The organism is Pseudomonas sp. ZS1P83 (genome assembly GCF_054897825.1).
Window position 1 is genome coordinate 2,318,922 of record NZ_CM142706.1, and the last position, 24,573, is coordinate 2,343,494.

A 24,573-nucleotide genomic window follows, 5' to 3' on the forward strand; every position below is an offset into this window, starting at 1 on the left:
GATGCAGCTTCTGTTTTGCGTCTACACTTGCATGGGATCCAATGTTCTAGCGTCAACAGTTACTCACTTTTCAGCCACGAGGTGCCCATGAGTCAGGCTTTTCTCCCCTTCTCCCGCCCCAGTATCGGTGATGAAGAAATTGCCGCCGTAGAGCAAGTGCTGCGCTCCGGCTGGATCACTACCGGGCCGAAAAATCAGGAACTGGAAGAGCAATTCGCCAACTACGTGGGATGTCGTCATGCCGTGGCACTGTCCTCGGCCACCGGTGGGATGCACATCACGTTACTGGCATTAGGGATTGGTCCAGGCGACGAAGTCATTACGCCGTCCCAGACGTGGGTGTCCACGGCAAACATGATCTGCCTGATGGGTGCAACGCCGGTGTTCGTCGACGTTGACCGCGACACGCTTATGAGTGACCTGGCGAGCATCGAAGCGGCCATTACACCCCGCACCCGAGCAATCATTCCGGTGCATTACGCCGGTGCCGCGTTCGATCTTGATCCGCTTTATGCGTTGGCCGACAAACACGGCATCGCCGTTATCGAAGATGCCGCTCACGCAGCAGGCACGTTCTACAAAGGTCGCCATGTCGGATCAAAAGGCACGGCGATTTTCTCGTTCCACGCGATAAAAAACATGACTTGCGCCGAGGGTGCCATGTTCGTCAGCGACGACGAAGCCCTGGCCAGTCGAGTGCGCATGCTCAAGTTTCACGGCCTCGGCGTCGACGCCTATGACCGCCTGACTCACGGCCGCAAGCCTCAGGCCCAGGTAATCGAGCCGGGTTTCAAATACAACCTGGCCGACATCAATGCCGCCATCGCTCTGGTACAACTGGAGCGTCTGGACCAGATCAACGCCAAGCGTACCGAACTGGCCAAGACTTACCTGCAACGGCTCGAAGGCTCAAAGGTGCAGCCGTTGGCCATTCCGGCGTACCCTCAGCAGCACGCCTGGCACCTGTTCATCTTGCGTATCGACACCGAACGCTGCGGGTTGGACCGCGAAGCGTTCATGAAGGCCCTGCAAGCGCAAAACATCGGCACCGGCATTCACTTCATCGCCACTCACTTGCACACCTACTATCGCCAGCGCTTCCCCAACATTTACCTGCCCAACACCGAATGGAACTCGGCGCGGCTGTGTTCGATTCCGTTGTTCCCCGACATGACCACCGATGACGTCGATCGTGTGGTCGGCGCCATTGAAAACGTTATGGACTCAAGCCTGTGAAACCTTACCCAATCCGTTGTGTGTCGATCGTCATTCCGGTCTACAACGAGCAAGACAGCCTGCCCGAGTTGCTGCGGCGCACTGAAGCGGCGTGTCAGCAATTGCACCATGATTACGAGATTGTGTTGGTCGATGATGGTAGTCGGGACGAGTCGGCGCAAATATTGGAACAGGCAGCTTCGCTCAAAGGCAGCTCGGTGGTCGCGGTCATTCTCAACCGCAATTACGGCCAGCACGCGGCAATCATGGCCGGTTTCGAACAGTGCAAGGGCGATGTCGTCATCACCCTCGACGCCGACCTGCAAAACCCGCCCGAAGAGATTCCGCGATTGGTGGCACAAGCCGAACTTGGCTATGACGTGGTCGCCACGGTGCGCAGCAACCGACAGGACTCAGCCCTGCGGCGCTGGCCGTCGAAGCTGATCAACCTCGCCGTGCAGCGCTCCACCGGCGTCGCCATGAGCGATTACGGCTGCATGCTCCGCGCCTACCGCCGCAGCATCGTCGACGCGATGCTCGCCTGCCGCGAACGCAGCACCTTCATCCCGATCCTGGCCAACAGCTTCGCCCGGCACACCACGGAAATCCTCGTGACCCACGCCGAGCGCGAACACGGGGAATCCAAGTACAGCCCCATGCGCCTGATCAACCTGATGTTCGACCTGATCACCTGCATGACCACCACACCCCTGCGTTTGCTGAGCATTGTCGGCTTCGGCATGGCGGCCCTCGGCGTGCTGTTCGCCATCGCACTGGTCGTGCTGCGCCTGGCTTTCGGCGCCAGTTGGGCCGGCGACGGGACATTCGTGCTGTTCGCCGTGCTGTTCGTCTTCACCGGCGGCCAATTCATCGGCATGGGCCTGTTGGGCGAGTACCTGGGACGCATGTACGGCGACGTCCGCGCCCGCCCCCGGTTCTTTATCGAAAAGGTTCTGCGTAGCCAACCGGCTGCCCCTGCTCCCGTTGTCACGGTTGACGGTCTCACTTCCACTTCTTCAGATCAGGTTCTCTCATGAGTGTAAAAGCTGTTGTTTTCGCCTATCACGATATCGGCTGTGCCGGCATTGAATCCCTGCTCAACTCGGGCTTTGAAATTGCCGCCGTGTTTACCCACGCCGATGATCCGAAGGAAAACGCGTTCTACGGCTCCGTTGCGCAACTGTGTGCACGCAATGGCATCCCGGTGCACGCCCCGGAAGATGCCAACCATCCGCTGTGGATCGAGCGCATCAGCAAGCTCAGTCCGGATTACCTGTTCTCGTTTTACTACCGCAACCTGCTGAGCGAACCGCTGCTGGCCACGGCCAGCAAAGGCGCCTTCAACCTGCACGGGTCGCTGCTGCCACGCTATCGTGGGCGTGCGCCGGCCAACTGGGTGCTGGTCAACGGCGAAACCGAAACCGGCGTGACCCTGCACCGCATGGTCAAACGGGCCGATGCCGGCGCAATCCTCGCCCAGAAAGCGGTGGCGATTGAGCGCAGCGACACCGCGCTGAGCCTGCACGGCAAATTGCGCGTGGCCGCCACCGACCTGCTGCGCGACACTTTGCCGGCGTTGCTTCAGGGCAAAGTCAGTGAAACCGCCCAGGACGAATCTAAAGCCACGGTGTTTGGTCGCCGCACCCCGGCCGACGGCAAACTGCTCTGGAACAAGCCGGCTGAAGTATTGTTCAATCTGGTTCGCGCGGTGACCCAGCCGTACCCGGGCGCTTTCTGCGCCGTGGGCGAGCACAAGTTGATTGTCTGGAACGCAGAAGTCGCCAAAGGCAATGAAGGCCAGGCACCGGGACGGGTCATCAGCGTCGACCCGTTGCGTATCGCCTGCGGCGAAGATTCCCTGGTGATCACCGCCGGCCAGCGTAACGAAAACGGCCTGTACCTGAGCGGCCCGCAACTGGCCAACGAACTGGGTCTGGTGGACGGTTCTGTGCTGCGTGGCGCCGAGTCCGGTCGCGCCCCACGTCGCACTCGCGTGTTGATCCTCGGCGTCAACGGCTTCATCGGCAATCACCTGTCCGAGCGCCTGCTGCGCGACGACAAATATGATGTGTATGGCCTGGACATCGGCTCGGACGCCATTGAGCGTCTGCGCAGTCATCCGAACTTCCACTTCGTCGAAGGCGACATCAGCATTCACTCCGAGTGGATCGAGTACCACATCAAGAAGTGCGACGTGATCCTGCCACTGGTCGCGATCGCCACGCCAATCGAATACACCCGCAACCCGCTGCGGGTGTTCGAGCTGGACTTTGAAGAGAACCTGAAACTGGTTCGCTACTGCGTCAAGTACAACAAACGCGTGATTTTCCCGTCGACCTCGGAAGTCTATGGCATGTGCCAGGACCAGAATTTCGACGAAGACACCTCCAATCTCGTCGTCGGACCGATCAACAAGCAGCGCTGGATCTACTCGGTCTCCAAGCAATTACTCGACCGGGTGATCTGGGCCTACGGTCAGAAAGGCCTGAATTTCACCTTGTTCCGTCCCTTCAACTGGATGGGCCCACGCCTCGACCGCCTGGACTCGGCGCGTATCGGCAGTTCCCGTGCAATCACCCAGCTGATCCTCAATCTGGTGGAAGGCACGCCGATTCGCCTGTTCGATGGCGGTGAGCAAAAACGCTGCTTCACGGACATTGCCGACGGTGTAGAAGCCCTGGCGCGGATCATCGACAACGAGAACGATGCCTGCAACGGCCAGATCATCAACATCGGCAACCCGGATAACGAAGCCAGCATTCGCCAGTTGGGCGAGGAGCTGTTGCGTCAGTTCGAAGCTCACCCGTTGCGCGACAACTTCCCGCCGTTCGCCGGGTTCCGTGATGTCGAAAGCAAGGCGTTCTACGGCACCGGATATCAGGACGTGTCCCACCGAAAACCGAGCATCGCCAACGCCAAGCGCCTGCTGGACTGGACGCCAACAGTTGAAATGAGCGAGACCATCGGCAACACGCTCGATTTCTTTTTACGCGAGGCCATGCTCGAAATCGCGGACAAGCGCTGATGCAGGCAGGCCTTCGGATTGATGTCGACACGTATCGAGGCACCCGTGAGGGGGTGCCCCGGCTGCTGGAAATCCTGGGTGAAGCGCAGGTCAAGGCGACGTTTTTTTTCAGTGTCGGGCCGGACAACATGGGGCGCCATTTATGGCGCCTGATCCGCCCGCAATTCCTCTGGAAAATGCTCCGCTCCAACGCGGCCGGCCTGTACGGCTGGGACATCTTGCTGGCCGGCACCGCGTGGCCTGGTAAACCGATCGGCCGCAACCTCGGGCACCTGATGCGTCAGGCCCAGGCCGCCGGGCATGAAGTCGGCCTGCACGCCTGGGATCACCACGGCTGGCAGGCCAATGCCGGGCGCTGGAGCGACACGCAGCTGGTGGAGCAGATTCGTCGAGGCGTGGACGAACTGAGCGACATCCTCGGGCAACACGTCTGGTGTTCGGCCTCCGCCGGTTGGCGGGCGGACGAGCGCGTGATCGAGGCCAAGCAGGGTTTCAACTTTCGCTACAACAGCGACTGTCGCGGCCAGAGCCTGTTTCAGCCGACCCTGGCCGGCGGTGGCCTCGGAGCACCGCAGATTCCGGTGGACCTGCCGACGTTCGATGAGGTGGTGGGCCCCAGCGTGGCGGCCAAAGATTTCAACGCCTTCATTCTTGACCGCTTCAGCCCCGAAAAACTCAACGTCTACACAATCCATGCCGAAGTAGAAGGGATTCTGATGTCCAACGATTTCCGCCAATTGCTGGCCGATGCGCGCCAGCGAGGCATCCATTTTCAACCCTTGGGCGATCTGCTGCCCGAGGCACCCGACACCTTGCCGGTCGGCCGAGTGCTGCGCGGCGCGCTCGAAGGTCGCGAAGGCTGGTTGGGAGTGCAAGGCGTATGAGCAGACCCTGGGCATTGCCGCTGCTGCTGGGCCTTTTTCTGCTGGCTTACCTGCTGCCATTGGGCAGTCATGGCTTGTGGATTCCCGACGAAACCCGCTACGCCCAGATCAGCCAGGAGATGCTCCTGAGCGGCAATTGGGTGTCGCCGCACTTCATGAGCCTGCGCTATTTCGAAAAACCGGCGGCCGGATACTGGATGATCGCCGCCAGCCAGGCGTTGTTTGGCCAGAACCTGTTCGGCGTGCGGTTCGCCTCCGCCCTGAGTACCGGGCTGAGTGTGTTGCTGTGCTACCTGGTCGCTCGCAGGCTTTGGAACGAGCCGCGCAAAAGTTTTGCCTGCGCGCTGCTTTACATGAGCCTCACCGTAGTCGCCGGCGCCGCGGGTTACGCCAATCTCGATCCGCAGTTCACCTTTTGGGTCAACCTGAGTCTGGTTGCCTTGTGGTTTGCCTTGGACAGCGCCGGCCGCACCCAACGCTTGATCGGCTGGGCGGTGTTGGGCCTGGCCTGCGGCATGGGGTTCATGACCAAGGGCTTTCTGGCCTGGCTGCTGCCGGTACTGATCGCCCTGCCCTGGATGGTCTGGCAAAAACGCTGGCGAGAACTGCTGATCTACGGTCCGCTGGCGATTGTCGTGGCCATCGCCGTCAGCTTGCCCTGGGCCTTGGCGGTGCACACGCAGGAGCCCGACTACTGGCGGTTCTTCTTCTGGCACGAACACATACGCCGCTTCGCCGGTGACGACGCGCAACACGACGCGCCGTGGTGGTATTACCTGCCGTTGCTGGTCACGTTCAGTCTGCCGTGGGTGGCGTTGTTGCCACCGGCGTTGCGGCAGGCGTGGCAATCACGTCGCCAGGCGAAGATCGCTTTCCTGTTGTTGTGGCTGTTGATGCCGCTGCTGTTCTTCAGCCTCAGCAAAGGCAAATTACCGAGTTACATCCTGCCGTGCCTGCTGCCGTTATCCTTGCTCCTGGGTCATGCTCTCGCCGACCGACTGCAGCTGAAGCAGGGCCGTGCCCTTGGAATTAACGGTCTACTGAACCTGCTGCTGGGCCTGATCACTCTGCTCGTGCTGGTTTACCTGCAACTGAAAAAACCACTCTACAACCATGAACTGCACAACCTGGTGCTGGTGTTCATCGGTTTGACCGGCTGGATCATGGCCAGCCTGCTGCAAGCCTTCCGACCGTTGCAATGCTGGGCCGCCCCGGCGTTCGGCAGTCTGCTGCTGATCGGGATATTGCCGGCCGGGATGCCCGAGTCGGTGGTCGCCAACAAGATGCCCGATCAATTCATCCTCGATCATGCACAGGAACTCGGCCAGACCGACCAGTTGCTGAGCAACGATCTCGGCGCCGCCGGGGCCCTCGCCTGGCGTCTGAAGCGCCCGGACGTGGCGTTGTATAACACGATAGGCGAATTGAAATATGGCCTGGCCTATCCTGAGGGCGCACAGCAGAAAATCGATCCGAACCAGGTTCAAGCGTGGATGCGCACAGCCCGCCAAAGCGGTTCGGTCGGCGTGGTGATGCGGGTGAAGGGTGACGACGAACTGCGCGAAATCGAACGGCTGCCCAAGGATGGCAAGCGCTATGAACAAGGCAACATTGTGATTCTGATCTTTCCTCAGGAGGCGTCATGAGCCTGTTGCTGCTCTTGGCCGCCTGCCTGTTGACCTGCCTGGGTCAAATTGCCCAGAAGTACGCCGTGGAAGGCTGGCGCGAGAAGCCGTCGAGCTGGGGCGAGAAGCTGCGCTCGCCGTGGCTGTGGCTGGCACTCGCCGCGTTGGGATTCGGCTTGCTGGTGTGGCTGCTGGTGTTGCAGCGCCTTGAAGTCGGCATCGCCTACCCGATGTTGAGCCTCAATTTCGTGCTGATCACCCTCGTCGCCCGCTTCGTATTCCACGAAACCATCGACCGCCGCCACTGGTTCGGCGTGGCACTGGTGCTCGGTGGCGTGGTGTTACTGGGGCAACACACATGAACCTTCGTCGCGGAATCACCTTCGCGCTGGGCAGCGTGCTGCTGGTCAGTGCCGCGCAATTGGGCATGCGCTGGAGCATGAGTCGCCTGCCACCACCCGAACATTGGCTCAGCGCCAGCGTCGATCCGAGCGCTGTCGCCATTGTACTGGCGGCGATTCTGGCCTACGCCCTGTCGATGCTTTGCTGGCTCGCCGCCCTGCGGGATTTACCGCTGGGCCGGGCCTATTCGCTGCTCAGTATCAGCTACGCGCTGGTGTACCTGCTGGCCGCCAGCCTGCCGCTGTTCAACGAAGCTTTCAGCCTTTCAAAAAGCCTCGGGGTGGCCTTGGTCATCCTCGGCGTCATTACCATTAACTCTCGGCCTGCTCGCGCGCGCGAACTCAGGAGTGCCACATGAAAATCAGTGTATTTGGTAGCGGTTACGTTGGACTGGTGCAAGCGGCCGTCCTGGCTGAAGTCGGCCACGACGTGGTCTGCATGGACATTGACGAGAAGAAAATCGAGCTGCTGCAACAAGGCCACGTGAGCATTTTCGAACCGGGGTTGGCAAGCCTGGTGCGTGAAGGCCTGGACGCCAAACGGCTGCAGTTCACCACCGACGAAAAGCTCGCTGTGCAGCATGGTCAAGTGTTGTTTATCGCGGTCGGTACACCGTCCCGGGACGACGGTTCGGCGGATCTGCAGTATGTACTGTCGGTGGGCGAGGCCGTGGCGCGTCATCGTGAAAAACCAGCAATTCTGGTGGAGAAATCTACGGTGCCGGTGGGCACGGGTGATACCTTGCGCGCGCACATCGACAAGTGCCTGATCAAGGCCGGCCGGTTGTTGCAGTTCGATATCGTCTCCAACCCGGAATTTTTGAAAGAAGGCTCGGCCGTGGCCGATTGCCGGCGCCCGGACCGGATCATCATCGGCTGCGAACGCGATGATGTCCGTGAGGTCATGCGCGACCTGTACGCGCCTTTCAACCGCAACCATGACCGGGTCATGTTCATGGACCTGCGCAGTGCCGAGCTGACCAAGTACGCCGCCAACTGCATGCTGGCGACCAAGATCAGCTTCATCAACCAGATCGCCGAACTGGCCGAACACCTGGGCGCCGACATCGAATCGGTGCGCCTGGGCATCGGCGCCGACTCGCGCATTGGTTACCACTTCATCTACCCCGGTTGCGGTTATGGCGGTTCGTGCTTTCCCAAGGACATGCGCGCACTGATCCACAGCGCCGAAGAGGCTCATTGCTCCAGCGACCTGCTGCAAGCGGTGGAAGCGATCAATCAGCGGCAGAAGCACAAGCTGTTCGAGCGCATCAATGCGTTCTATAAGGGCGATTTGCACGGCAAGACCTTTGCCGTGTGGGGGCTGGCGTTCAAACCGAACACCGACGACATGCGCGATGCGCCGAGTCGGGTGTTGCTGGAATCGCTGTGGGCTGCCGGGGCCAATGTCCGCGCATTTGACCCAGAAGCCATGCAGGAAACCCAGCTGCTGTATCCCGATGAATCCAAGTTGATGCTCATGGGCACACCCGAATCGGTATTGTCCGGTGCCGACGCGTTGATCATTTGCACCGAATGGCAGCAGTTCAAGGCGCCGGATTTCGACCTGATTCGGCAGCGGCTCAACGCCCCGGTAATCTTCGACGGACGCAACCTCTACGACGCTGATCGCCTGGCTCACGCCGGCTTCATGTACTTCCCGATGGGCCGCGGTGAATCGCGCAATCTACCGATTCCGCATCAGCAGTGGCCTGCTGCTTCGGTTGTCGCTTGATCGCGCCGTCACCCGGTATCCGCCGACAGTCCCTGGGCCTGGGGCTATTGGCGCTGCTATTGTTCAGCGCCGGGGTATATCAGCAAACGGTGATCGGTTTCGATTCGCGCTTCGTGCTGTTCGCTCAGGAAATGTTGCGCCACGGGCCGTCATTTTTTCCGACCACCTATGGCCAGCCTTATGCCGACTATTCGGCGCTGTCGACGCTGTTTACCTGGCTGTTGTCACTGCCGTTCGGGCAGGTCAACAGCCTCAGTGCCTGGTTGCCGAGTGCCATTGCCGGGGCGGTGATCGTCACGTTGATGTACCGGTTGCTGACGCCCTACTCCCAGCGTTGGGCGTTGCTGAGCATCGCCCTGATGATGCTGACCAACACCTTTGTCACTGAAACCCGTGCCGTATCCTTGGACCTGATGCTCGCGGCGGTGGCTTTTTCAGTGTTCTACCTGGGCTATGCCGCCGATCATTTTGCGGCAAAGCGGCGGTGGTGGCTGATCTTTGCCTTGTTGCTGCTGGGTTTCGGGATTCGCGGGCCGATCGGTTTGGTGATCCCCACCGGCATGTTGTGCAGCTACTTTTTGCTCAATCGTCAATGGCAACGCTTGTTCGGCTTCGGCCTGACGGCAGCGGTACTCTTGACGGTATGCATCGGCGCATTGTTGTGGCTGGCGCAAATCATCGGCGGCCCGGACTTCATGCACGAAGTGGTGCGCATGCAGTTCATGGGGCGTATGGACGGCAGTGAAGGTGTCAGCGGCTCGCTGTATTACTTCACCAGTTCGATGGGCAACTATGCGTTCGCCTATCCGCTGGCCCTTCTGGTGTCGGCGGCGGTCTGGCTGACAAATCCGCGGCAGACAGGTCCCACGTTGCGTCTGTTGCAATACTGCACGGCAGCCGCGTTGATCGTGATGGTCGGGTTGTCGATTCCGCAAGCTAAAAAGGCCCGCTACCTGCTGCCAATGTTGCCCATGGCGGCGATCATTGCGGCGTATCCATTTCAGGTAGTGCATGGTCGGGTATTCGTCTGGTTGCGGGGTTTGATGCAAGGGGTGTGGTTGCTGGTTCCCGCTCTGTTAATCGTTGGATTGCTGGTCGTTCAGCGACGTTTTCCTGAGCAACTGACAACCTTCACTCCGGTGTTGATCATTCTTGGCGTGCTGCAAGTGATCGCCCTTGCCGTGCTTTTCCGATCCCGCTGGCGGGCGCAAACATTGGCCTTTGGCGCGGTTCTGGCGCTTTGGTCGTTTTACATTCTGGTGTTCGAACCGGTTGAGCGTCAGCTCTACGACGCTCAGTCTTTCAGCCGTGCAGCGTTTGCACTGGTGCAGAAAGACCCGGCGCCTCTAGTGCTGCATGGCATGGGTAAAGACGCCAAGGCGATCAAGTTCATGGTCAGTATCGATCAGGATCTGCAACCGGTGTTTACCGAGTCGATTGAAGTGCTGGAAAGTCTCGCGGGGCCTGCTTGGTTGATGATGGACCAGAGCGATTACAAGGCGTTGCAAGGCACTCGTTTGGGTAACTTGCAGCCGGTGTTGAGCGGGCGCTTCGACAAGAACGATTTCGTGTTGCTGCATTCAACGCTGTAGCGCGTTACTCCCGCAGATTCGCTCTCGTCCTACCGGATACTCGGAAACGCCCTACATATACCCGAAGACGTTTTCAATAAGGTGCCCCATCGACAAAAGGAGCGGCACCTACATGGCTAATCACGGCTATATGATCATCACAGGAAAGACTCAAGGACTGATATCGGCGGGTTGTTCAACTCAAGATTCAATCGGCAATAAATGTCAAACAGCGCATGCCGATGAAATCATGGTGCTGTCTTACAGTCACAACATGTCCAACATAGGAAATATTAATAAGCCTACACACCGCCCGCTCGTCATCACAAAAAATGTCGACAAGTCATCTCCTTTACTCGCGCAAGCGCTATCAAGCAGAGAGGAAATAAGCTGTGCGATAAGTTTCTACCGGATTTCTTCGTTTGGTCTTCAGGAGAAATTCTTCAGCATTGAAATTGAAGGCGGCATTATTGCCGACCTGACACTTGATATGCCCCACGTAGTTTTACAGAACGATGTCGAGCCTCAAGAGCACGTTGCTATTCGCTATCGCGAAATCACGTGGAGGCACCATCTCGCAGGAACCAGCGGGTACGCCTCATGGGGAAATAACGAATGGGACAATTAAAGAATCGCTGCGAGCCAAGTAGTTGTGATTATTTGGCCGTTAGTAAGGCAGCGGGCAATTTGACCAATCAGGCCTGCACACTGGCTTCTCGACACCTAAAAGATGGCACGTTGCGCTTACAGTTCAATCGCGAAGTTTCTTATTACGCGAGAGGTATTGTTAATGATGTAGCACAGGGGCGGAAAAGTGCTGAGCAGGGTCTCAAGGAAATCAAGAACGAACAGAGTAGTTTGCTGAGCCAGTCGTGGGAAGTTGCCAAAAAAGGTGCAGGTGCGTTTGCTGGAGGGATGCAAATACTGACAGGTGCCGGGATTTGCTATAGCTCAGCGGGTACTTTGTGCCTTTTCCTTGGTGGACCGATGATGCTCCATGGTGCGAATAATGTTTATGAAAATGGCCGTAACCTTTTGGAGGACCGCACTGATGCGGAGGGGCCGACCCGCAAGGTTTATCAAGCGATAGCTAAGGGTGTTGGACAGACTGAAAGAGAGGGCAATATTGCGTATGGGTCGTTGGATATTGGGATGTCAGTGTATGGACTTACTCGAACCGTACTAAAACCGGATGCTTGGCGATTGTTTAGATATATCAAAACGGACTACGTACGCGCATACAAAACCATGGCGCCTCAAGCACTGATACTGGAAGGGCAGATCACCCTTCAGACAGGAAAGCAAGTATATGAAGAGCTGGAAAAATGATTGTTTGGCTTTTTCCATTAATAGCAGTCTGCTCCGTTAGCGCAGCCTATTCTCTAAAAAAACGTTTGTCTGGCGAAGACTTAAACCATGCAAAACTGTATGCAGGTCTTGCATTCAACGGCCTATTCGTAGTGCCTTATATAGATATCGTTCAAGCTAACGACTTCCCATTCCTAGGTTATCGGCCAGACATAATTTCGGAATATCCGTTTATTGGCTGGATTGCATTTATATGTATTTTTCTTCACTCATTTGCATGTCCCGTGAAGTGGAAGATTAAATGCTGACTCTCGAAAAATTAATTGCTGCAGCGACAATGTATTTATTTATTCTTGCCTGCTCCGGCTTTCATACAGCATGGATCTCACTATTAATAGTTTATTTTTTCGAAATGGACGTTTTTGCGGCAAGAGTAGTGGTAATTATGTGCTTTGTTGTTGTGTCAGGCTTCGGCTTGAAAATTATGCCAAAAAAGCTTCGAAAGCTTGACGGAAAATAAAGTCTTTTACTCCCAGTAGCCCCTCAACCGCCCCCCTCAAATCGACCTTTAACGCTTGTGCAAACGCCTTCACCAACGGACTGCGCACGGTGTTATGGCGCAGGATCAAATGGAACGGCGTGTCGAAGTGAATCGATGTGGGGCGAAGGGCGCGCAGTTGTCCTTCAACGACCATGGCGGCGGCGTAATGCTGCGGAAGGAAACCGAGAAAGCGTCCGGTCTTAATCAGCAGCGCCACAGCTTCGACTGGGGTTGCCGAGGCGGACAAGCCGCCGTACGCGGCAAAGTTGAGCTTCTCGCGGCGGATCGCGTAGCGGTGGTTGACCCACTCGTACTGCTTTAGCACGTCCCCGCCGAGTTGCTAGTCGGGCACATCGAACAAAGGGTGGTCTACGGCGCAGTAAGCTTCGGAGCGCTCTTCGTAAAGAGCGTAATATTCAAACTCTTCGCGTTTTTGATAAACCGGGACAATCCCCGCCACTAACCGCCCTGCTCGCCTGCAACGCCATCAGCGTGATCCTCTTGCAATACCAGATCGGTCGTTTCCTCAAACGCGAAAAACTGCGTTACTGGATCGCGGGCGGTACCAGCCTGTTCATCGTCGGGTTGATCGGTTTCAGCCTGGCCGACAGCCTGATGTCGTGGTGCGTGGCAATGTTCATCTTCACCCTCGGTGAAATGATCATTTACCCCGCCGAATTCCTCTTCGTCGACACCCTGACCCGGAAGAACTGCGCGGTAGCTATTACGGCGCGCAAAACCTCGCGGCCCTCGGTGGTGCCCTGAGCCCGGTGATTTGCGGTTTCCTGCTGATGCACACCCCCGCGCCAACGATGTTCTATGCCTTGAGCGCGCTGACCGCGATGGGTGGTTCCCTGTGTTTCATGAGCGGTCGTCGAGTGGCATTACAGCAACATTAATGCACTGAAACTGCATTAATATGAATTTGTCAGCATCAGGAATCAACGGCACACTGTGCCTCGTTCCTCCCCCAATAGTTGGAACTACTTCAAGGGCTTTCTGGGTTTCCCCAGCTAAGCCTTTTTTTTGCATAGATTTTTGCCAACGGATCGTCTGCCTCATGTTCTCTCGCTGGTTTCCCGCCGCTATCAATACTCGCCCCTCCGAATGGAGCAGGGCCGCCATCGGCATGTCCCTGGGCACACTGTTCAGCGTCTGGCTCTGCAGCCAGGTGTTTGGCATGCAAGTGGCGCAGCATCTGATCGGTCCGCTGGGCGCATCGGCGGTGTTGCTGTTCGCAGTGTCCTCCGGCGCCCTCGCCCAGCCCTGGTCGATTCTTGGCGGCTACCTCAGCGCCGGGGTGGTTTCACTGCTGGTCGCTCACGTGCTCGGACGAACCCTCGGCAGCGCTTGCCTGGCGGCCGGCATGGCGCTGATTCTGATGTGCTGGCTGCGTTGCTTGCACCCACCGGCCGGGGCCTTGGCGCTGCTGTTGGTGTTGGCAGACCCGGCGACGCTTGCCCTGGACTGGAAAGCTCTCGGCCCGGTGATGCTTGGCGCATCGACCATGCTGCTCAGCGCCCTGGCCTACAACAACCTGACGCGCATTCGTTACCCAAAACGCGCCAGCGAACCGGTGTCCATGGTGCCGGCCGACCATCCGCCGATAGACAGCCAGGCCATCACCGCCCAGGACCTGAAACGAGCGCTGGCGGACATGGAAGCGTTCATTGACGTGACCCCTGAAGACCTCGAACAGCTGATTCATGCCACCGAATTGCAGGCCAGACGCCGCAGCATTGGTGAAGTGTTGTCCCGGAGCGTTCAGTAGCCTTTGCTTAAGGCAAAAATGCAGACCAAACCTGCATGGATCCCGGTTGTACATCACAAATTTGCACTGTTACGATCCAGCATCGCTCGCGCGCGGGCTTCTCTATAAAGAACAATAAAAGCAGGGAGTTAGTGATGACTGCTCAGGTTTCTTCTCCGGGGACTTCGTCCATGGACGCCACGCAAAACGAAGTGCTGGCCGAGGTTCGCAACCACATCGGTCACCTGACCCTCAATCGCCCCGCCGGCCTCAACGCCATTACCCTGGACATGGTGCGCAATCTGCAGCGTCAGCTCAACGCCTGGGCGCTGGATCCGCACGTACACGCGGTGGTGTTGCGCGGTGCAGGCGAGAAGGCGTTCTGTGCCGGCGGCGATATTCGCTCGCTGTATGACAGTTTCAAAAACGGCGACACGCTGCACGAAGATTTCTTCGTCGAGGAATACGCCCTCGACCTCGCTATTCACCATTACCGCAAACCAGTGCTCGCCTTGATGGACGGTTTTGTCCTGGGCGGCGGCATGGGCCTGGTGCAAGGCGCCGACCTGCGTGTGGTCACCGAGAAAAGCCGTTTGGCGATGCCGGAAGTCGCGATCGGTTATTTCCCGGATGTCGGTGGCAGTCACTTCCTACCGCGCGTTCCCGGTGAACTGGGTATTTACCTCGGCGTCAGTGGCGTGCAGATCCGCGCGGCCGATGCGCTCTATTGCGGCCTGGCCGACTGGTACCTGGAAAGCGACAAGTTAGGCACCCTGGACGAGCAACTCGATCAGCTGCAATGGCACGAAACACCCTTGAAGGACCTTCAAGGTCTGCTGGCGAAACTTGCGGTGCAACAACTGCCCGCGGCACCTTTGGCGGCGTTGCGCCCGGCCATCGATCACTTCTTCGCCCTGCCCGATGTGCCGAGTATTGTTGAGCAACTGCGTGAAGTAACGGTCGCCGACAGTCACGCGTGGGCCACGACCACCGCTGACCTGCTGGAAAGCCGTTCACCGTTGGCCATGGGCGTGACCCTGGAAATGCTCCGTCGTGGTCGACACTTGAGTCTCGAAGACTGTTTCGCCCTGGAGCTGCACCTGGACCGTCAGTGGTTCGAGCGCGGCGACCTGATCGAAGGCGTGCGCGCCTTGCTGATTGATAAAGACAAGAGCCCGCGCTGGAACCCGCCGACCTTGCAGGCGCTGGACGCCGAGCACGTCGCGAGTTTTTTCACGGGTTTTGAGCAGAGCGGGAGCTGAGCCATGCACGATATTGAACTGAGCGAAGAACAAGTCATGATCCGCGACATGGCCCGGGACTTTGCCCGTGGCGAAATCGCGCCCCACGCCCAGGCCTGGGAAAAAGCCGGCTGGATCGATGATGGTCTGGTGGCGAAGATGGGCGAACTGGGGCTGCTGGGCATGGTGGTGCCCGAGGAATGGGGCGGCACCTATGTCGACTACGTCGCCTACGCCCTGGCGGTGGAAGAGATTTCTGCCGGCGACGGCGCCACGGGCGCGCTGATGAGCATTCACAACTCCGTGGGCTGCGGTCCGGTCCTCAACTACGGCACTGAAGAACAGAAACAGACCTGGCTGCCGGATCTGGCCAGCGGTCAGTCCATCGGCTGCTTCTGCCTGACCGAACCCCAGGCCGGGTCCGAAGCCCACAACCTGCGCACCCGCGCCGAACTGCGCGACGGCCAGTGGGTGATCAACGGCGCCAAGCAATTCGTCAGCAACGGCAAACGGGCGAAGCTGGCCATCGTGTTCGCGGTGACCGATCCGGATCTGGGCAAGCGCGGCATCTCGGCGTTTCTGGTCCCGACCGATACCGCGGGTTTCATCGTTGATCGCACCGAACACAAAATGGGTATTCGGGCGTCCGATACCTGCGCGGTGACCCTGAGCAACTGCACGATTCCCGAAGCCAACCTGTTGGGTGAGCGCGGCAAGGGACTGGCGATTGCCCTGTCAAACCTTGAAGGCGGCCGCATCGGCATTGCGGCACAAGCGTTGGGCATTGCTCGCGCGGCATTTGAAGCAGCGCTGGCGTACTCGCGGGATCGGGTGCAGTTCGACAAGCCGATCATCGAGCACCAGAGCATCGCCAACATGCTGGCCGACATGCACACCCGGTTGAACGCAGCACGGTTGTTGATTCTGCATGCGGCACGGTTGCGCAGCGCCGGTAAGCCGTGTCTGTCGGAGGCTTCACAGGCGAAGCTGTTTGCGTCGGAAATGGCCGAGAAGGTGTGTTCGTCGGCGATGCAGATTCATGGCGGGTATGGGTATCTGGAAGATTACCCGGTGGAGCGATATTACCGGGATGCGCGGATTACGCAGATTTATGAAGGGTCTAGCGAGATACAGCGGATGGTGATTGCTCGGGAGCTGAAAAACTACCAGGTCTAAGTGATCGTTCCCACGCTCTGCGTCACTAGTGTCCGGTAAAAAACGAGGGGGGAGCTTGCTCCCCCTTGCTGTTGGCGGCTGTGAGGCATAATCGGTTTTTTCAGACTCGATTTTGACTTATGTTTTCCAGCACCCGTTTAAGCCAACTACTCAGTGCGATCCCGCGCCAGTTTTTCCAGCAATCCATCGAAACACACCAAGCTGATCGCTATGTCAAACGCTGCACGACCTGGCAATTGCTGGTGACACTGATCAGCGGCCATTTGACCCGAGCCTCAAGCCTGCGATCCTTGGCGACTATCTCCGAAAATTTCGGCCCGCATAGCTACCATCTTAATGCCGGCCCTATTGCCCGCTCGACAATGTCCGATGCCTTGAACAAGCGTGACTACCGGCCATTACAGGACCTTTGTGGGTACCTGATGAGCGCCGTCAGCCGCCAGCAGCGCAAGGAGGTCGGGGCCATGGTTAGCCTGATTGACTCCACGTCGATCACCTTGCGCGGACCTCACTTCGATGGCTGGACAGCCGCGACGAAAACCCGCATCACCCAAGGCCTCAAAGTGCATGTCGGACTGGATCTGGCGCAGCTGGCCCCGGTGTACGTGAACATTACGCCTGCCAACGTCAACGACCTGAGCGATGCACTGGAAATGCCGATCCAGACCGGCATGACGTATGTTTTCGACAAGGGCTACTGCGATTACAACTGGTGGCACGAGTTGCAGACCAAAGGTGCTTTTTTCGTCACCCGCCTGAAGAAAAACGCCAATATCAAAGTGCTGCATGAGCACTCGACCGTGACTGAGCAAAGCTCGGTCATGACCGATGAAGTCGTCCAGTTTGGCAAAAAGCATTTGGCCGGCAAACGCCTGAACGACTATTGGGAAAAGTCGGTAAGACGCGTCGTGGTTGAGCGCGAGGGGCATGCGACGCCGTTAGTTCTGGTGACCAACGACTTCACGAGGACAGCTGAAGAAATCGCGTCCTTGTACAAAGATCGTTGGCAGATCGAGCTATTTTTCAAGTGGATCAAACAACATCTGAAGCTCAAACGCTTTTATGCCTACTCCGAAAATGCGGTGCGTTTGCAGATTTACAGTGCCTTGATCAGCTATCTGTTACTGCAAATACTCCATCGTCGCTCAGGATTTACCGGCTCGTTGTTCGAACTGACGGTTCGCATAGTTCATGTCCTGTTTGAACGGCCCGGAACCCCAGTATTGAGGGATCGACGAAGGCAGGAGCGAGAAAAGTTGAAGGCTGCCCAAGGCAGCCTTCAACTATGAAGCATGTTTACCGGACACTAGTGACGCTCTGCGTGGGAATGCCGCCCGGGACGCTCCGCGTCCCCCTTCCCAAGCATGACGCAGAGCGTCACAGGATGCATTCCCACGCGGAGCGTGGGAACGATCAGTGTGGTTACTTACCGACGAACTCCGCCTCACGCTTACCAATAAACGCCGCCATCCCTTCCTTCTGATCCTGCGTCGCAAACGCCGCATGGAACACCCGGCGCTCAAAGCGCACACCTTCCGATAGGCTCACTTCAAACGCGCGGTTGACGCTTTCCTTGATCATCATTGCAATCGGCAACGACTTCTTGGCAATCAGCGCCGCGACGTTCAACGCTTCTTCCAGCAACTCATCAGCCGGAACAATCCTCGCGACAATCCCGCAACGCTCCGCTTCAACCGCATCGATCAGTCGGCCGCTGAGGCACATTTCCATGGCTTTGGCCTTGCCCACGGCGCGGGTCAGGCGCTGGGTGCCGCCCATGCCTGGCAGTACGCCGAGGTTGATTTCCGGTTGACCGAATTTGGCGTTGTCACCGGCCAGGATGAAGTCGCACATCAGCGCCAGTTCACAGCCGCCGCCCAAGGCAAAACCGTTGACCGCCGCGATGATCGGCTTGCGGCGGTTTGCCACGCGATCGCTGTCGCTGAACAGGTCGTCGAGGTAGATCTGCGGGTAAGTCAGCTCGGCCATTTCCTTGATGTCGGCGCCGGCGGCGAAGGCTTTTTTCGAGCCGGTCAACACGATGCAGCCGATGTTCGAATCGGCTTCCAGGCCATCGAGGGCCTGGTTCAGCTCACTGACGATCTGCGCGTTCAACGCGTTCAGCGCCTGCGGGCGGTTCAGGGTAATCAGGCCAACTCGGCCGTGGGTTTCCAGCAAAATCGTCTCGTAACTCACAGATGACTCCTTCTCAAAGATTGCGCGAAATAACCATGCGCTGAATATCGCTGGTGCCTTCGTAGATCTGGCAGACCCGCACGTCGCGGTAGATCCGCTCAAGCGGGAAATCGTTCAAGTAACCGTAACCGCCGAGAGTTTGCAAGGCGGCGGAGCAAACCTTCTCAGCCATTTCCGAAGCGAACAGTTTGGCCATGGAGGCTTCGACCAAGGCCGGTTTACCACTGTCTCTTAACGCCGCCGCGTAATGCACCATCTGCCGGGCGACGGCGATCTGGGTTGCCATATCGGCCAGGCGGAACGCTACCGCTTGATGCTCGATGATCGGCTTGCCGAAGCTTTCACGCTCACGGGCATAGTCCCGGGCCGCTTCGAACGCGGCGCGGGCCATCCCCACCGATTGCGAAGCGATGCCGACACGGCCGCCTTCGAGGTTGGCCAGGGCGATTCGATAACCTTCGCCCTCCTCGCCCAACCGATTGGCTACCGGAACCTTCACGTCTTCAAACAGAATCTGACAGGTGTCGGACGCGTGCTGGCCGAGTTTATCTTCGACCCGCGCGACTTTGTAGCCCGGCGAATCGGTCGGCACGATCAGCGCCGTGATGCCACGCTTGCCGGCACTCGGATCAGTCACGGCGAACACGATCACCACCCCGGCGTTCTGCCCGGACGTGATGAACTGTTTGCAGCCGTTCAACACGTAGTGATCGCCTTCCAGACGGGCACGGGTTTTCAGGCCGCTGGCGTCGGAGCCGGCCTGCGGTTCAGTCAGGGCAAAGGCCCCCAGCATCGAGCCGCTGGCCAGTGGTTTGAGGAAACGTTCTTTCTGGTCGTCGTTGCCGTACTTGAGGATCGGTACGCAACCCACCGAGTTGTGCACGCTCATGATGGTCGAGCAAGCGCCGTCGCCGGCCGCAATTTCTTCCAGGGCCATGGCGTAGGCCAGGTAACCGGTGTCGCAACCGCCCCACTGCTCCGGCACCAGCATGCCGAAGAAGCCCAGTTCAGCCATCTCGCCGATGGCTTCCTTGGGGAAGCGATGCTCGCGGTCCCACTCAGCGGCGAACGGTTTCAGCCGTTCCTGGGCAAATTGCCGGGCCGCGTCGCTGATCTGAAGTTGTTCGTCAGTCGGGAGCATAGTGATTCCTTAATACAGGCATTCAACGGCCATGGCCGTGGCTTCACCACCGCCGATGCAGATCGCTGCAACGCCGCGTTTCAATCCTTTCTGGCGCAGGGCCGAGAGCAAAGTCACGAGGATCCGCGCGCCGGACGCACCGATCGGGTGACCGAGGGCGCAAGCGCCGCCGTGAACGTTGATCTTCTCGTGGGGGATTTCCAGTTTGGTCATGGTGACCAGACTGACCACGGCGAAGGCTTCGTTGACTTCGAACAGCTCGACTTCGTCCAGGGACCAACCGGTTTTTTTCATCAGCTTCTTGATCGCGCCCACCGGTGCCACCGGGAACAGGCCCGGGGTGTCGGCAAACGCCGCGTGGCCGTGAATCACTGCCAGCGGTTTCAGGCCGCGCTTTTCAGCTTCGCAACGGCGCATCAACACCAGTGCCGCGGCGCCATCGGAGATCGAACTCGAGTTCGCCGCCGTCACCGTGCCGCCTTCGCGGAACGCCGGTTTCAAGGAGGCGATCTTGTCCAGTTTGGCTTTCGGTGGCTGTTCGTCGTTGCTGATCAGCACCTGCTCTTTACCGACGGTCACGGTGAGCGGCACGATCTCGTCTTTGAAGCTGCCGTCCTTGATCGCCTGCTGCGCGCGGGTGGTCGAGGCAATGGCAAAGGCGTCCTGAGCTTCACGGGTGAAACCGTTGGTTTCAGCGCAATCCTCGGCGTAGGTGCCCATCAGGCGACCCTTGTCGTAGGCGTCTTCCAGGCCGTCGAGGAACATATGGTCGAGTACGCGACCGTGGCCCATACGGTAACCGCTGCGGGCGCTGTCCAGCAGATAGGGCGCGTTGGACATGCTTTCCATACCGCCGGCGATAACCACATCGGCGCTGCCCGCCACCAGCATGTCGTGAGCCAGAATGGCCGCTTCCATGCCCGAACCGCACATCTTGTTGAGGGTCGTGCAGCGGGTCGATTTATCCAGCCCGGCGCCCAGTGCGGCCTGGCGTGCCGGGGCCTGGCCGAGACCTGCGGACAGTACGCAACCGAACAGCACTTCTTCAACCGAGTCTGGTGCCACGCCGGCGCGCTCGACGGCGGCGCGGATCGCGGCGGCACCGAGTTGTGGTGCGGTCAGGCTTTTCAATTCGCCCTGGAAACCACCCATTGGGGTGCGGACGGCGCTGACGATAACAATCGGATCGTTGGACATAGTCATGACAAATTCTCCTTACTTGGCGGCCATGCGCAAGGCGCCGTCGAGACGGATCACCTCGCCATTGAGCATGCTGTTTTCAATGATATGCCTGACCAGTCCGGCATACTCGCTCGGTTTACCCAGACGCGGCGGAAACGGTACGCCGGCAGCCAGGGACGCGCGGACTTCCGGGGTCATGCCGGCCATCATCGGGGTTTCGAAAATGCCCGGGGCGATGGTCATCACTCGAATGCCGAAGCGCGCCAGTTCACGGGCGGCGGGCAAGGTCAGGCTGACGATCGCGCCTTTGGACGCGGCATACGCGGCCTGGCCGATCTGGCCGTCGTACGCGGCGGCCGAGGCGGTGTTGATGATTACGCCGCGCTCGCCGTCGGCATCCGCTTCGGTTTCGGCGATCGCCGCTGCCGCCAGGCGCAGCATGTTGAAACTGCCGATCAAATTGACGTTGATCACCTGGCTGAAATTGGCCAGCACATGAGGGCCATTCTTGCCGAGGATCTTCTCACCCCGCACGATGCCGGCGCAGTTGACCAGTCCATTCAAGCCACCGAAGGCTTTGACCGTCGCCTGCACGGCGGCCTCGGCCGCGGCTTCGTTGCTGATGTCCGCCACCACACTTTGCGCGCCGAGGCGTTCAGCCTGGGCCGCAACGGCCTCGGCGTTCATGTCCACCAGCATCACTTTGGCGCCGGCCGCGACCAGCATTTCAGCCGTGGCCGCACCGAGTCCGGAGGCACCGCCGGTGACGAGAAAAACCTTGTTTTCGATCTGCATCATTGTTTCCTTGGGTTCAAGCTAAACGTTCTTCGCGGTGGCCTCTTGAGCCTTGGCGATTTCCTGGTTGCGCAAGATAAAGCGCTGCAATTTGCCGCTAGGGGTTTTCGGCAACTCGCTGACAAATTCGATTTCACGTGGGTACGAGTGCGCAGCCAGCCGCTTGCGCACGTGTTGGCGCAGTTCTTCGGCCAGTTCCGGCGCAGCACGGTATTGCGGGCTGAGCACGACAAAGGCTTTCACCAGCTCGGTGCGCTCCGGATCGGGTTTGCCGACCACGGCCGCTTCGACCACGGCGGGGTGTTCGATCAATGCGCTTTCCACGTCGAACGGACCGACCCGGTAGCCGGAGGTGGTGATCACGTCGTCGCTGCGACCGACGAAGCTGATGCTGCCGTCCGGGTTCCATTCGACGGTGTCGCCGCTCAGGTAATAGTTGCCGACGAAGGCCTTGGTCGGTGCGCCTTCGTAACCGGCGAACCAGCACATCGGCGACTGGGTGCGATCGATGGCCAGAATGCCCGGCTGGCCGACGCCGAGTTCTTTGTACTCGTCGTCCAGCACCACAATGCGGTGGCCTGGCGAAGCGAAACCGGCGGCGCCCATGTGGATCGGATGCTCCAGGCTATGGTGATTGCACAGGACCATACCCAGTTCGGTCTGGCCGTAATGATCGTGAATGACCACGCCGAGGTTGTCGGCAAACCAGCGGATCACTTCCGGATTCAGCGGCTCGCCGGCACTGCTGACAATGCGCAGCTTGCCCTTGATCGAGCGGGCGAATTCGTCGCCTCCGGCGATCAACAGACGATAGGCCGTCGGCGAGCCGGTGAGGTTGGTGATCCCATATTTGTTGATCACCCGGCAGGTGCTTTCGAGGGTGAACGGACCATCGTAAAAGGTGATCGGATGCCCCATGGCCATCGGCCCGGTGACACCGAAATAGATGCCATAGGCCCAGCCCGGATCGGCGACGTTCCAGAAGGCGTCTTCAGGGCGCAAGTCCACGGCGTCACGGGTATAGCTCTGGAAGGCGACGATGGCCTTGAGCGGTACGGACAGCGCTTTCGACGGACCGGTGGTGCCAGATGTGAACATCAGCAGGAATGGATCTTCACCGCTCAGCAGGACCGGTTCGCACTCAGGAGAATAATTGGCCAGTTCGGCCCAGAAGCTGTAATCGCCGCGGACGATGCCCTGGCCTTTTGGACCGGTGACGGTGACGATGGTCGGGCAATCCGCGACTTCAGTGAGTTTGGCGCGATTCCCCGCGTCGGTGACCACCACTTTGGCGCCAGAGGAGCTGAGGCGGTGTTCGATGGCTTTGGGGCCGAAGGCAGTAAACAGCGGTTGATAGACCGCGCCGATGCGCCAGGTGGCGAATACGGTGATCAGTAATTCGATATTACGTGGCAGGAGACCGGCTACCTTGTCGCCTTTTTTCACGCCCTGGCCCAGCAGGAAATTGGCGAACCGCGCGGCTTTGTCCTGCAAGTCGCTGAAGGTGTACGTTGCGCTGGCGCCATCGCGGCCTTCCCAGAACAGCGCGATGCGCCCTGGCAAGGCATGCCGGTCGCAACACTCGACGCAGGCGTTGAGGGCACTCAAATCGCCGGCGAGCGCGGAGTCGACGGTATGCTGATAATTGAACTGTGATGTCGCAGACAAATAATCGCGCATTGCCAGAATCCCTTTGTATTTTTATTAGGTTGGGGGAACCGTAATCAACAGGGAAATACTCGCTCTGCGCGGGGCGCGGGACAATGGTCAAAGCTATCAAGTTGCGTGACTGGTTTGGCCAAGGTGACTCAATGATCGTTCCCACGCATGATCGTTCCCACTCTGTGGGAACGATCGGTACATGAAGCGTGGGAACGATCATCCGCGACAGTGGCCATAGTAGGATAAGATGCCTGCAAACCAGGCCCGCCGCGAGACGCCCGCATGACAGATAACACTCCCCGCCTGATCAAGAAGTACCCCAATCGCCGACTGTATGACACCCATACCAGCAGTCATTTGACGCTGGCGGACATACGCCAGTTGGTGGTCGACAAAATTGCCTTTCAGGTGGTCGATGCCAAGAGCGGCGAGGATCTGACGCGCAGCATCCTGCTGCAAGTGATTCTGGAAGCCGAAAGCGGCGGTGAGCCCATTTTCACCACCGAAATGCTGCTGGGGGTTATCCAGTTCTACGGCCCTTATCAGGGCGTACTCGGCAGTTACCTGGACAAGAGCATTCAGACCGTCATCGACATTCAGTCCCAGACCGGCGCGCAGTCGTCCGAGGCCTGGAGCGACTTCATGCATCAACAGGCCCCGGTGATGCAGGATCTGATGCGCCAATATGTCGACCAGTCGAAGGCGCTTTATCTGAACACCCAGAACCTGTTTGGCATGTTTGGCGGCAAGCCTGACAATGATGGTGCAAAGAAAAAAGACGGTGAATGAAGTACTCCCGAGTCATTGACAGTAGCGCGACGTCTACTAGGCTCACAGTCATCCTGCCTCTCCCGCTGAACCACAGCACTTAAATGCAAGGCGTGGTGAAGTCGTCAATATTTAGCGCCTGCTCGCAGCTGTTCGACTGCAGACCTCAAGCAATCGTCAGTGCAGCGGGCTAACGTTCTTTCGCGCGCACTCATACTCAATGTGCAACGCGAATGACCAGGCACTTTCCACCTGCACTTTCACATTGGGAGGCAGTCGTGCAAAAAGTCTTGAAGCTCGCCAGTTATGCGGTGCTCGTGCTGATGGCCAGCGCGGTCGTCTACGCCGGAGTGATCG

The 24,573-nt window shown here is 58.7% G+C and carries 21 protein-coding genes and 2 pseudogenes; 17 read left to right on the forward strand and 6 right to left on the reverse strand.

The features are described from left to right. Positions 1-87: 87 nt before the first annotated feature. The 11 genes from arnB to ACYZT0_RS11315 all read left to right on the forward strand — a co-directional run bounded on the left by arnB (position 88) and on the right by ACYZT0_RS11315 (position 11,785). A complete protein-coding gene (arnB, locus tag ACYZT0_RS11265; RefSeq protein WP_462045884.1) occupies positions 88-1,236 on the forward strand; it encodes a UDP-4-amino-4-deoxy-L-arabinose aminotransferase in 1,149 nt (382 codons plus the stop codon). After that, positions 1,233-2,252: an undecaprenyl-phosphate 4-deoxy-4-formamido-L-arabinose transferase gene (gene arnC, locus ACYZT0_RS11270; RefSeq protein WP_462045885.1), complete on the forward strand. Its 1,020-nt coding sequence runs from the start codon at positions 1,233-1,235 to the stop codon at positions 2,250-2,252. The genes arnB and arnC overlap by 4 nt, the downstream gene beginning before the upstream one ends. After that, positions 2,249-4,240, forward strand: a complete 1,992-nt coding sequence (arnA, locus tag ACYZT0_RS11275) for a bifunctional UDP-4-amino-4-deoxy-L-arabinose formyltransferase/UDP-glucuronic acid oxidase ArnA (RefSeq protein ID WP_462045886.1) — start codon at positions 2,249-2,251, stop codon at positions 4,238-4,240. The genes arnC and arnA overlap by 4 nt, the downstream gene beginning before the upstream one ends. Then, on the forward strand, positions 4,240-5,124 hold the full coding sequence (arnD, locus tag ACYZT0_RS11280) for a 4-deoxy-4-formamido-L-arabinose-phosphoundecaprenol deformylase (protein ID WP_462045887.1): 885 nt from the start codon (positions 4,240-4,242) through the stop codon (positions 5,122-5,124). Before arnA ends, arnD begins: the two co-directional genes overlap by 1 nt. Continuing rightward, on the forward strand, positions 5,121-6,770 hold the full coding sequence (gene arnT / locus ACYZT0_RS11285) for a lipid IV(A) 4-amino-4-deoxy-L-arabinosyltransferase (protein ID WP_462045888.1): 1,650 nt from the start codon (positions 5,121-5,123) through the stop codon (positions 6,768-6,770). Before arnD ends, arnT begins: the two co-directional genes overlap by 4 nt. After that, positions 6,767-7,111 carry a 4-amino-4-deoxy-L-arabinose-phosphoundecaprenol flippase subunit ArnE gene (arnE, locus tag ACYZT0_RS11290; protein WP_462045889.1) on the forward strand — a complete coding sequence of 115 codons (345 nt, stop codon included), beginning with the start codon at positions 6,767-6,769 and terminating at the stop codon, positions 7,109-7,111. The genes arnT and arnE overlap by 4 nt, the downstream gene beginning before the upstream one ends. Beyond that, on the forward strand, positions 7,108-7,509 hold the full coding sequence (gene arnF, locus ACYZT0_RS11295) for a 4-amino-4-deoxy-L-arabinose-phosphoundecaprenol flippase subunit ArnF (protein WP_462045890.1): 402 nt from the start codon (positions 7,108-7,110) through the stop codon (positions 7,507-7,509). Before arnE ends, arnF begins: the two co-directional genes overlap by 4 nt. Continuing rightward, a complete protein-coding gene (locus ACYZT0_RS11300; protein WP_462045891.1) occupies positions 7,506-8,885 on the forward strand; it encodes a UDP-glucose dehydrogenase family protein in 1,380 nt (459 codons plus the stop codon). Before arnF ends, ACYZT0_RS11300 begins: the two co-directional genes overlap by 4 nt. Next, positions 8,882-10,477, forward strand: coding sequence for an ArnT family glycosyltransferase (locus ACYZT0_RS11305; RefSeq protein ID WP_462045892.1), 1,596 nt, complete (start codon positions 8,882-8,884; stop codon positions 10,475-10,477). The genes ACYZT0_RS11300 and ACYZT0_RS11305 overlap by 4 nt, the downstream gene beginning before the upstream one ends. A gap of 112 nt (positions 10,478-10,589) precedes the next feature. Further along, positions 10,590-11,084 (forward strand): Hcp family type VI secretion system effector, encoded by a 495-nt coding sequence (locus tag ACYZT0_RS11310; RefSeq protein ID WP_462045893.1) that lies wholly within the window; start codon positions 10,590-10,592, stop codon positions 11,082-11,084. Continuing rightward, positions 11,072-11,785, forward strand: coding sequence for a DUF4225 domain-containing protein (locus ACYZT0_RS11315; protein WP_462045894.1), 714 nt, complete (start codon positions 11,072-11,074; stop codon positions 11,783-11,785). The genes ACYZT0_RS11310 and ACYZT0_RS11315 overlap by 13 nt, the downstream gene beginning before the upstream one ends. Positions 11,786-12,246: 461 nt before the next feature. On the opposite strand, the pseudogene ACYZT0_RS11320 reads toward ACYZT0_RS11315, so the two are convergent. Next, a pseudogene (locus ACYZT0_RS11320) lies at positions 12,247-12,774 on the reverse strand (LysR substrate-binding domain-containing protein); the annotation flags it as partial. Here ACYZT0_RS11320 and ACYZT0_RS11325 point away from each other — a divergent pair. The 5 genes and pseudogenes from ACYZT0_RS11325 to ACYZT0_RS11345 all read left to right on the forward strand — a co-directional run. Continuing rightward, a pseudogene (locus ACYZT0_RS11325) lies at positions 12,765-13,204 on the forward strand (MFS transporter); the annotation flags it as partial. The pseudogenes ACYZT0_RS11320 and ACYZT0_RS11325 overlap by 10 nt on opposite strands. Before the next feature lie 161 nt (positions 13,205-13,365). After that, complete coding sequence (locus tag ACYZT0_RS11330) at positions 13,366-14,076, forward strand: HPP family protein (RefSeq protein WP_462045895.1); 711 nt, start codon at positions 13,366-13,368, stop codon at positions 14,074-14,076. A 134-nt stretch (positions 14,077-14,210) separates the two neighbouring features. Next, positions 14,211-15,317 (forward strand): enoyl-CoA hydratase/isomerase family protein, encoded by a 1,107-nt coding sequence (locus ACYZT0_RS11335; protein ID WP_462045896.1) that lies wholly within the window; start codon positions 14,211-14,213, stop codon positions 15,315-15,317. A gap of 3 nt (positions 15,318-15,320) precedes the next feature. After that, positions 15,321-16,472, forward strand: a complete 1,152-nt coding sequence (locus tag ACYZT0_RS11340; protein ID WP_462045897.1) for an acyl-CoA dehydrogenase family protein — start codon at positions 15,321-15,323, stop codon at positions 16,470-16,472. A 119-nt stretch (positions 16,473-16,591) separates the two neighbouring features. Further along, positions 16,592-17,761: an IS4 family transposase gene (locus ACYZT0_RS11345; RefSeq protein WP_462041955.1), complete on the forward strand. Its 1,170-nt coding sequence runs from the start codon at positions 16,592-16,594 to the stop codon at positions 17,759-17,761. A 133-nt stretch (positions 17,762-17,894) separates the two neighbouring features. Here ACYZT0_RS11345 and ACYZT0_RS11350 read toward each other — a convergent pair whose 3' ends face one another. From ACYZT0_RS11350 to ACYZT0_RS11370, 5 genes are read right to left on the reverse strand one after another with little or no spacing between them, the layout of a single operon-like run. Continuing rightward, on the reverse strand, positions 17,895-18,668 hold the full coding sequence (locus ACYZT0_RS11350; RefSeq protein WP_462045898.1) for an enoyl-CoA hydratase: 774 nt from the start codon (positions 18,666-18,668) through the stop codon (positions 17,895-17,897). A 13-nt stretch (positions 18,669-18,681) separates the two neighbouring features. After that, a complete protein-coding gene (locus ACYZT0_RS11355; RefSeq protein ID WP_461963698.1) occupies positions 18,682-19,809 on the reverse strand; it encodes an acyl-CoA dehydrogenase in 1,128 nt (375 codons plus the stop codon). A gap of 9 nt (positions 19,810-19,818) precedes the next feature. Then, positions 19,819-21,012, reverse strand: a complete 1,194-nt coding sequence (locus ACYZT0_RS11360) for an acetyl-CoA C-acyltransferase (protein ID WP_462045899.1) — start codon at positions 21,010-21,012, stop codon at positions 19,819-19,821. 12 nt (positions 21,013-21,024) lie between these two features. Continuing rightward, entirely contained in the window at positions 21,025-21,786 is a 762-nt protein-coding gene (locus ACYZT0_RS11365) for an SDR family NAD(P)-dependent oxidoreductase (RefSeq protein WP_462045900.1), read from the reverse strand. Between the two features lie 21 nt (positions 21,787-21,807). Further along, positions 21,808-23,466, reverse strand: a complete 1,659-nt coding sequence (locus ACYZT0_RS11370; RefSeq protein WP_462045901.1) for an AMP-binding protein — start codon at positions 23,464-23,466, stop codon at positions 21,808-21,810. Between the two features lie 264 nt (positions 23,467-23,730). On the opposite strand from ACYZT0_RS11370, the gene phaR reads away from it, so the two are divergent. Further along, the gene (gene phaR, locus ACYZT0_RS11375; protein WP_462045902.1) at positions 23,731-24,237 is read left to right on the forward strand and encodes a polyhydroxyalkanoate synthesis repressor PhaR; all 507 of its coding nucleotides are present in this window, start codon (positions 23,731-23,733) and stop codon (positions 24,235-24,237) included. The last annotated feature ends 336 nt before the right edge of the window (positions 24,238-24,573 follow it).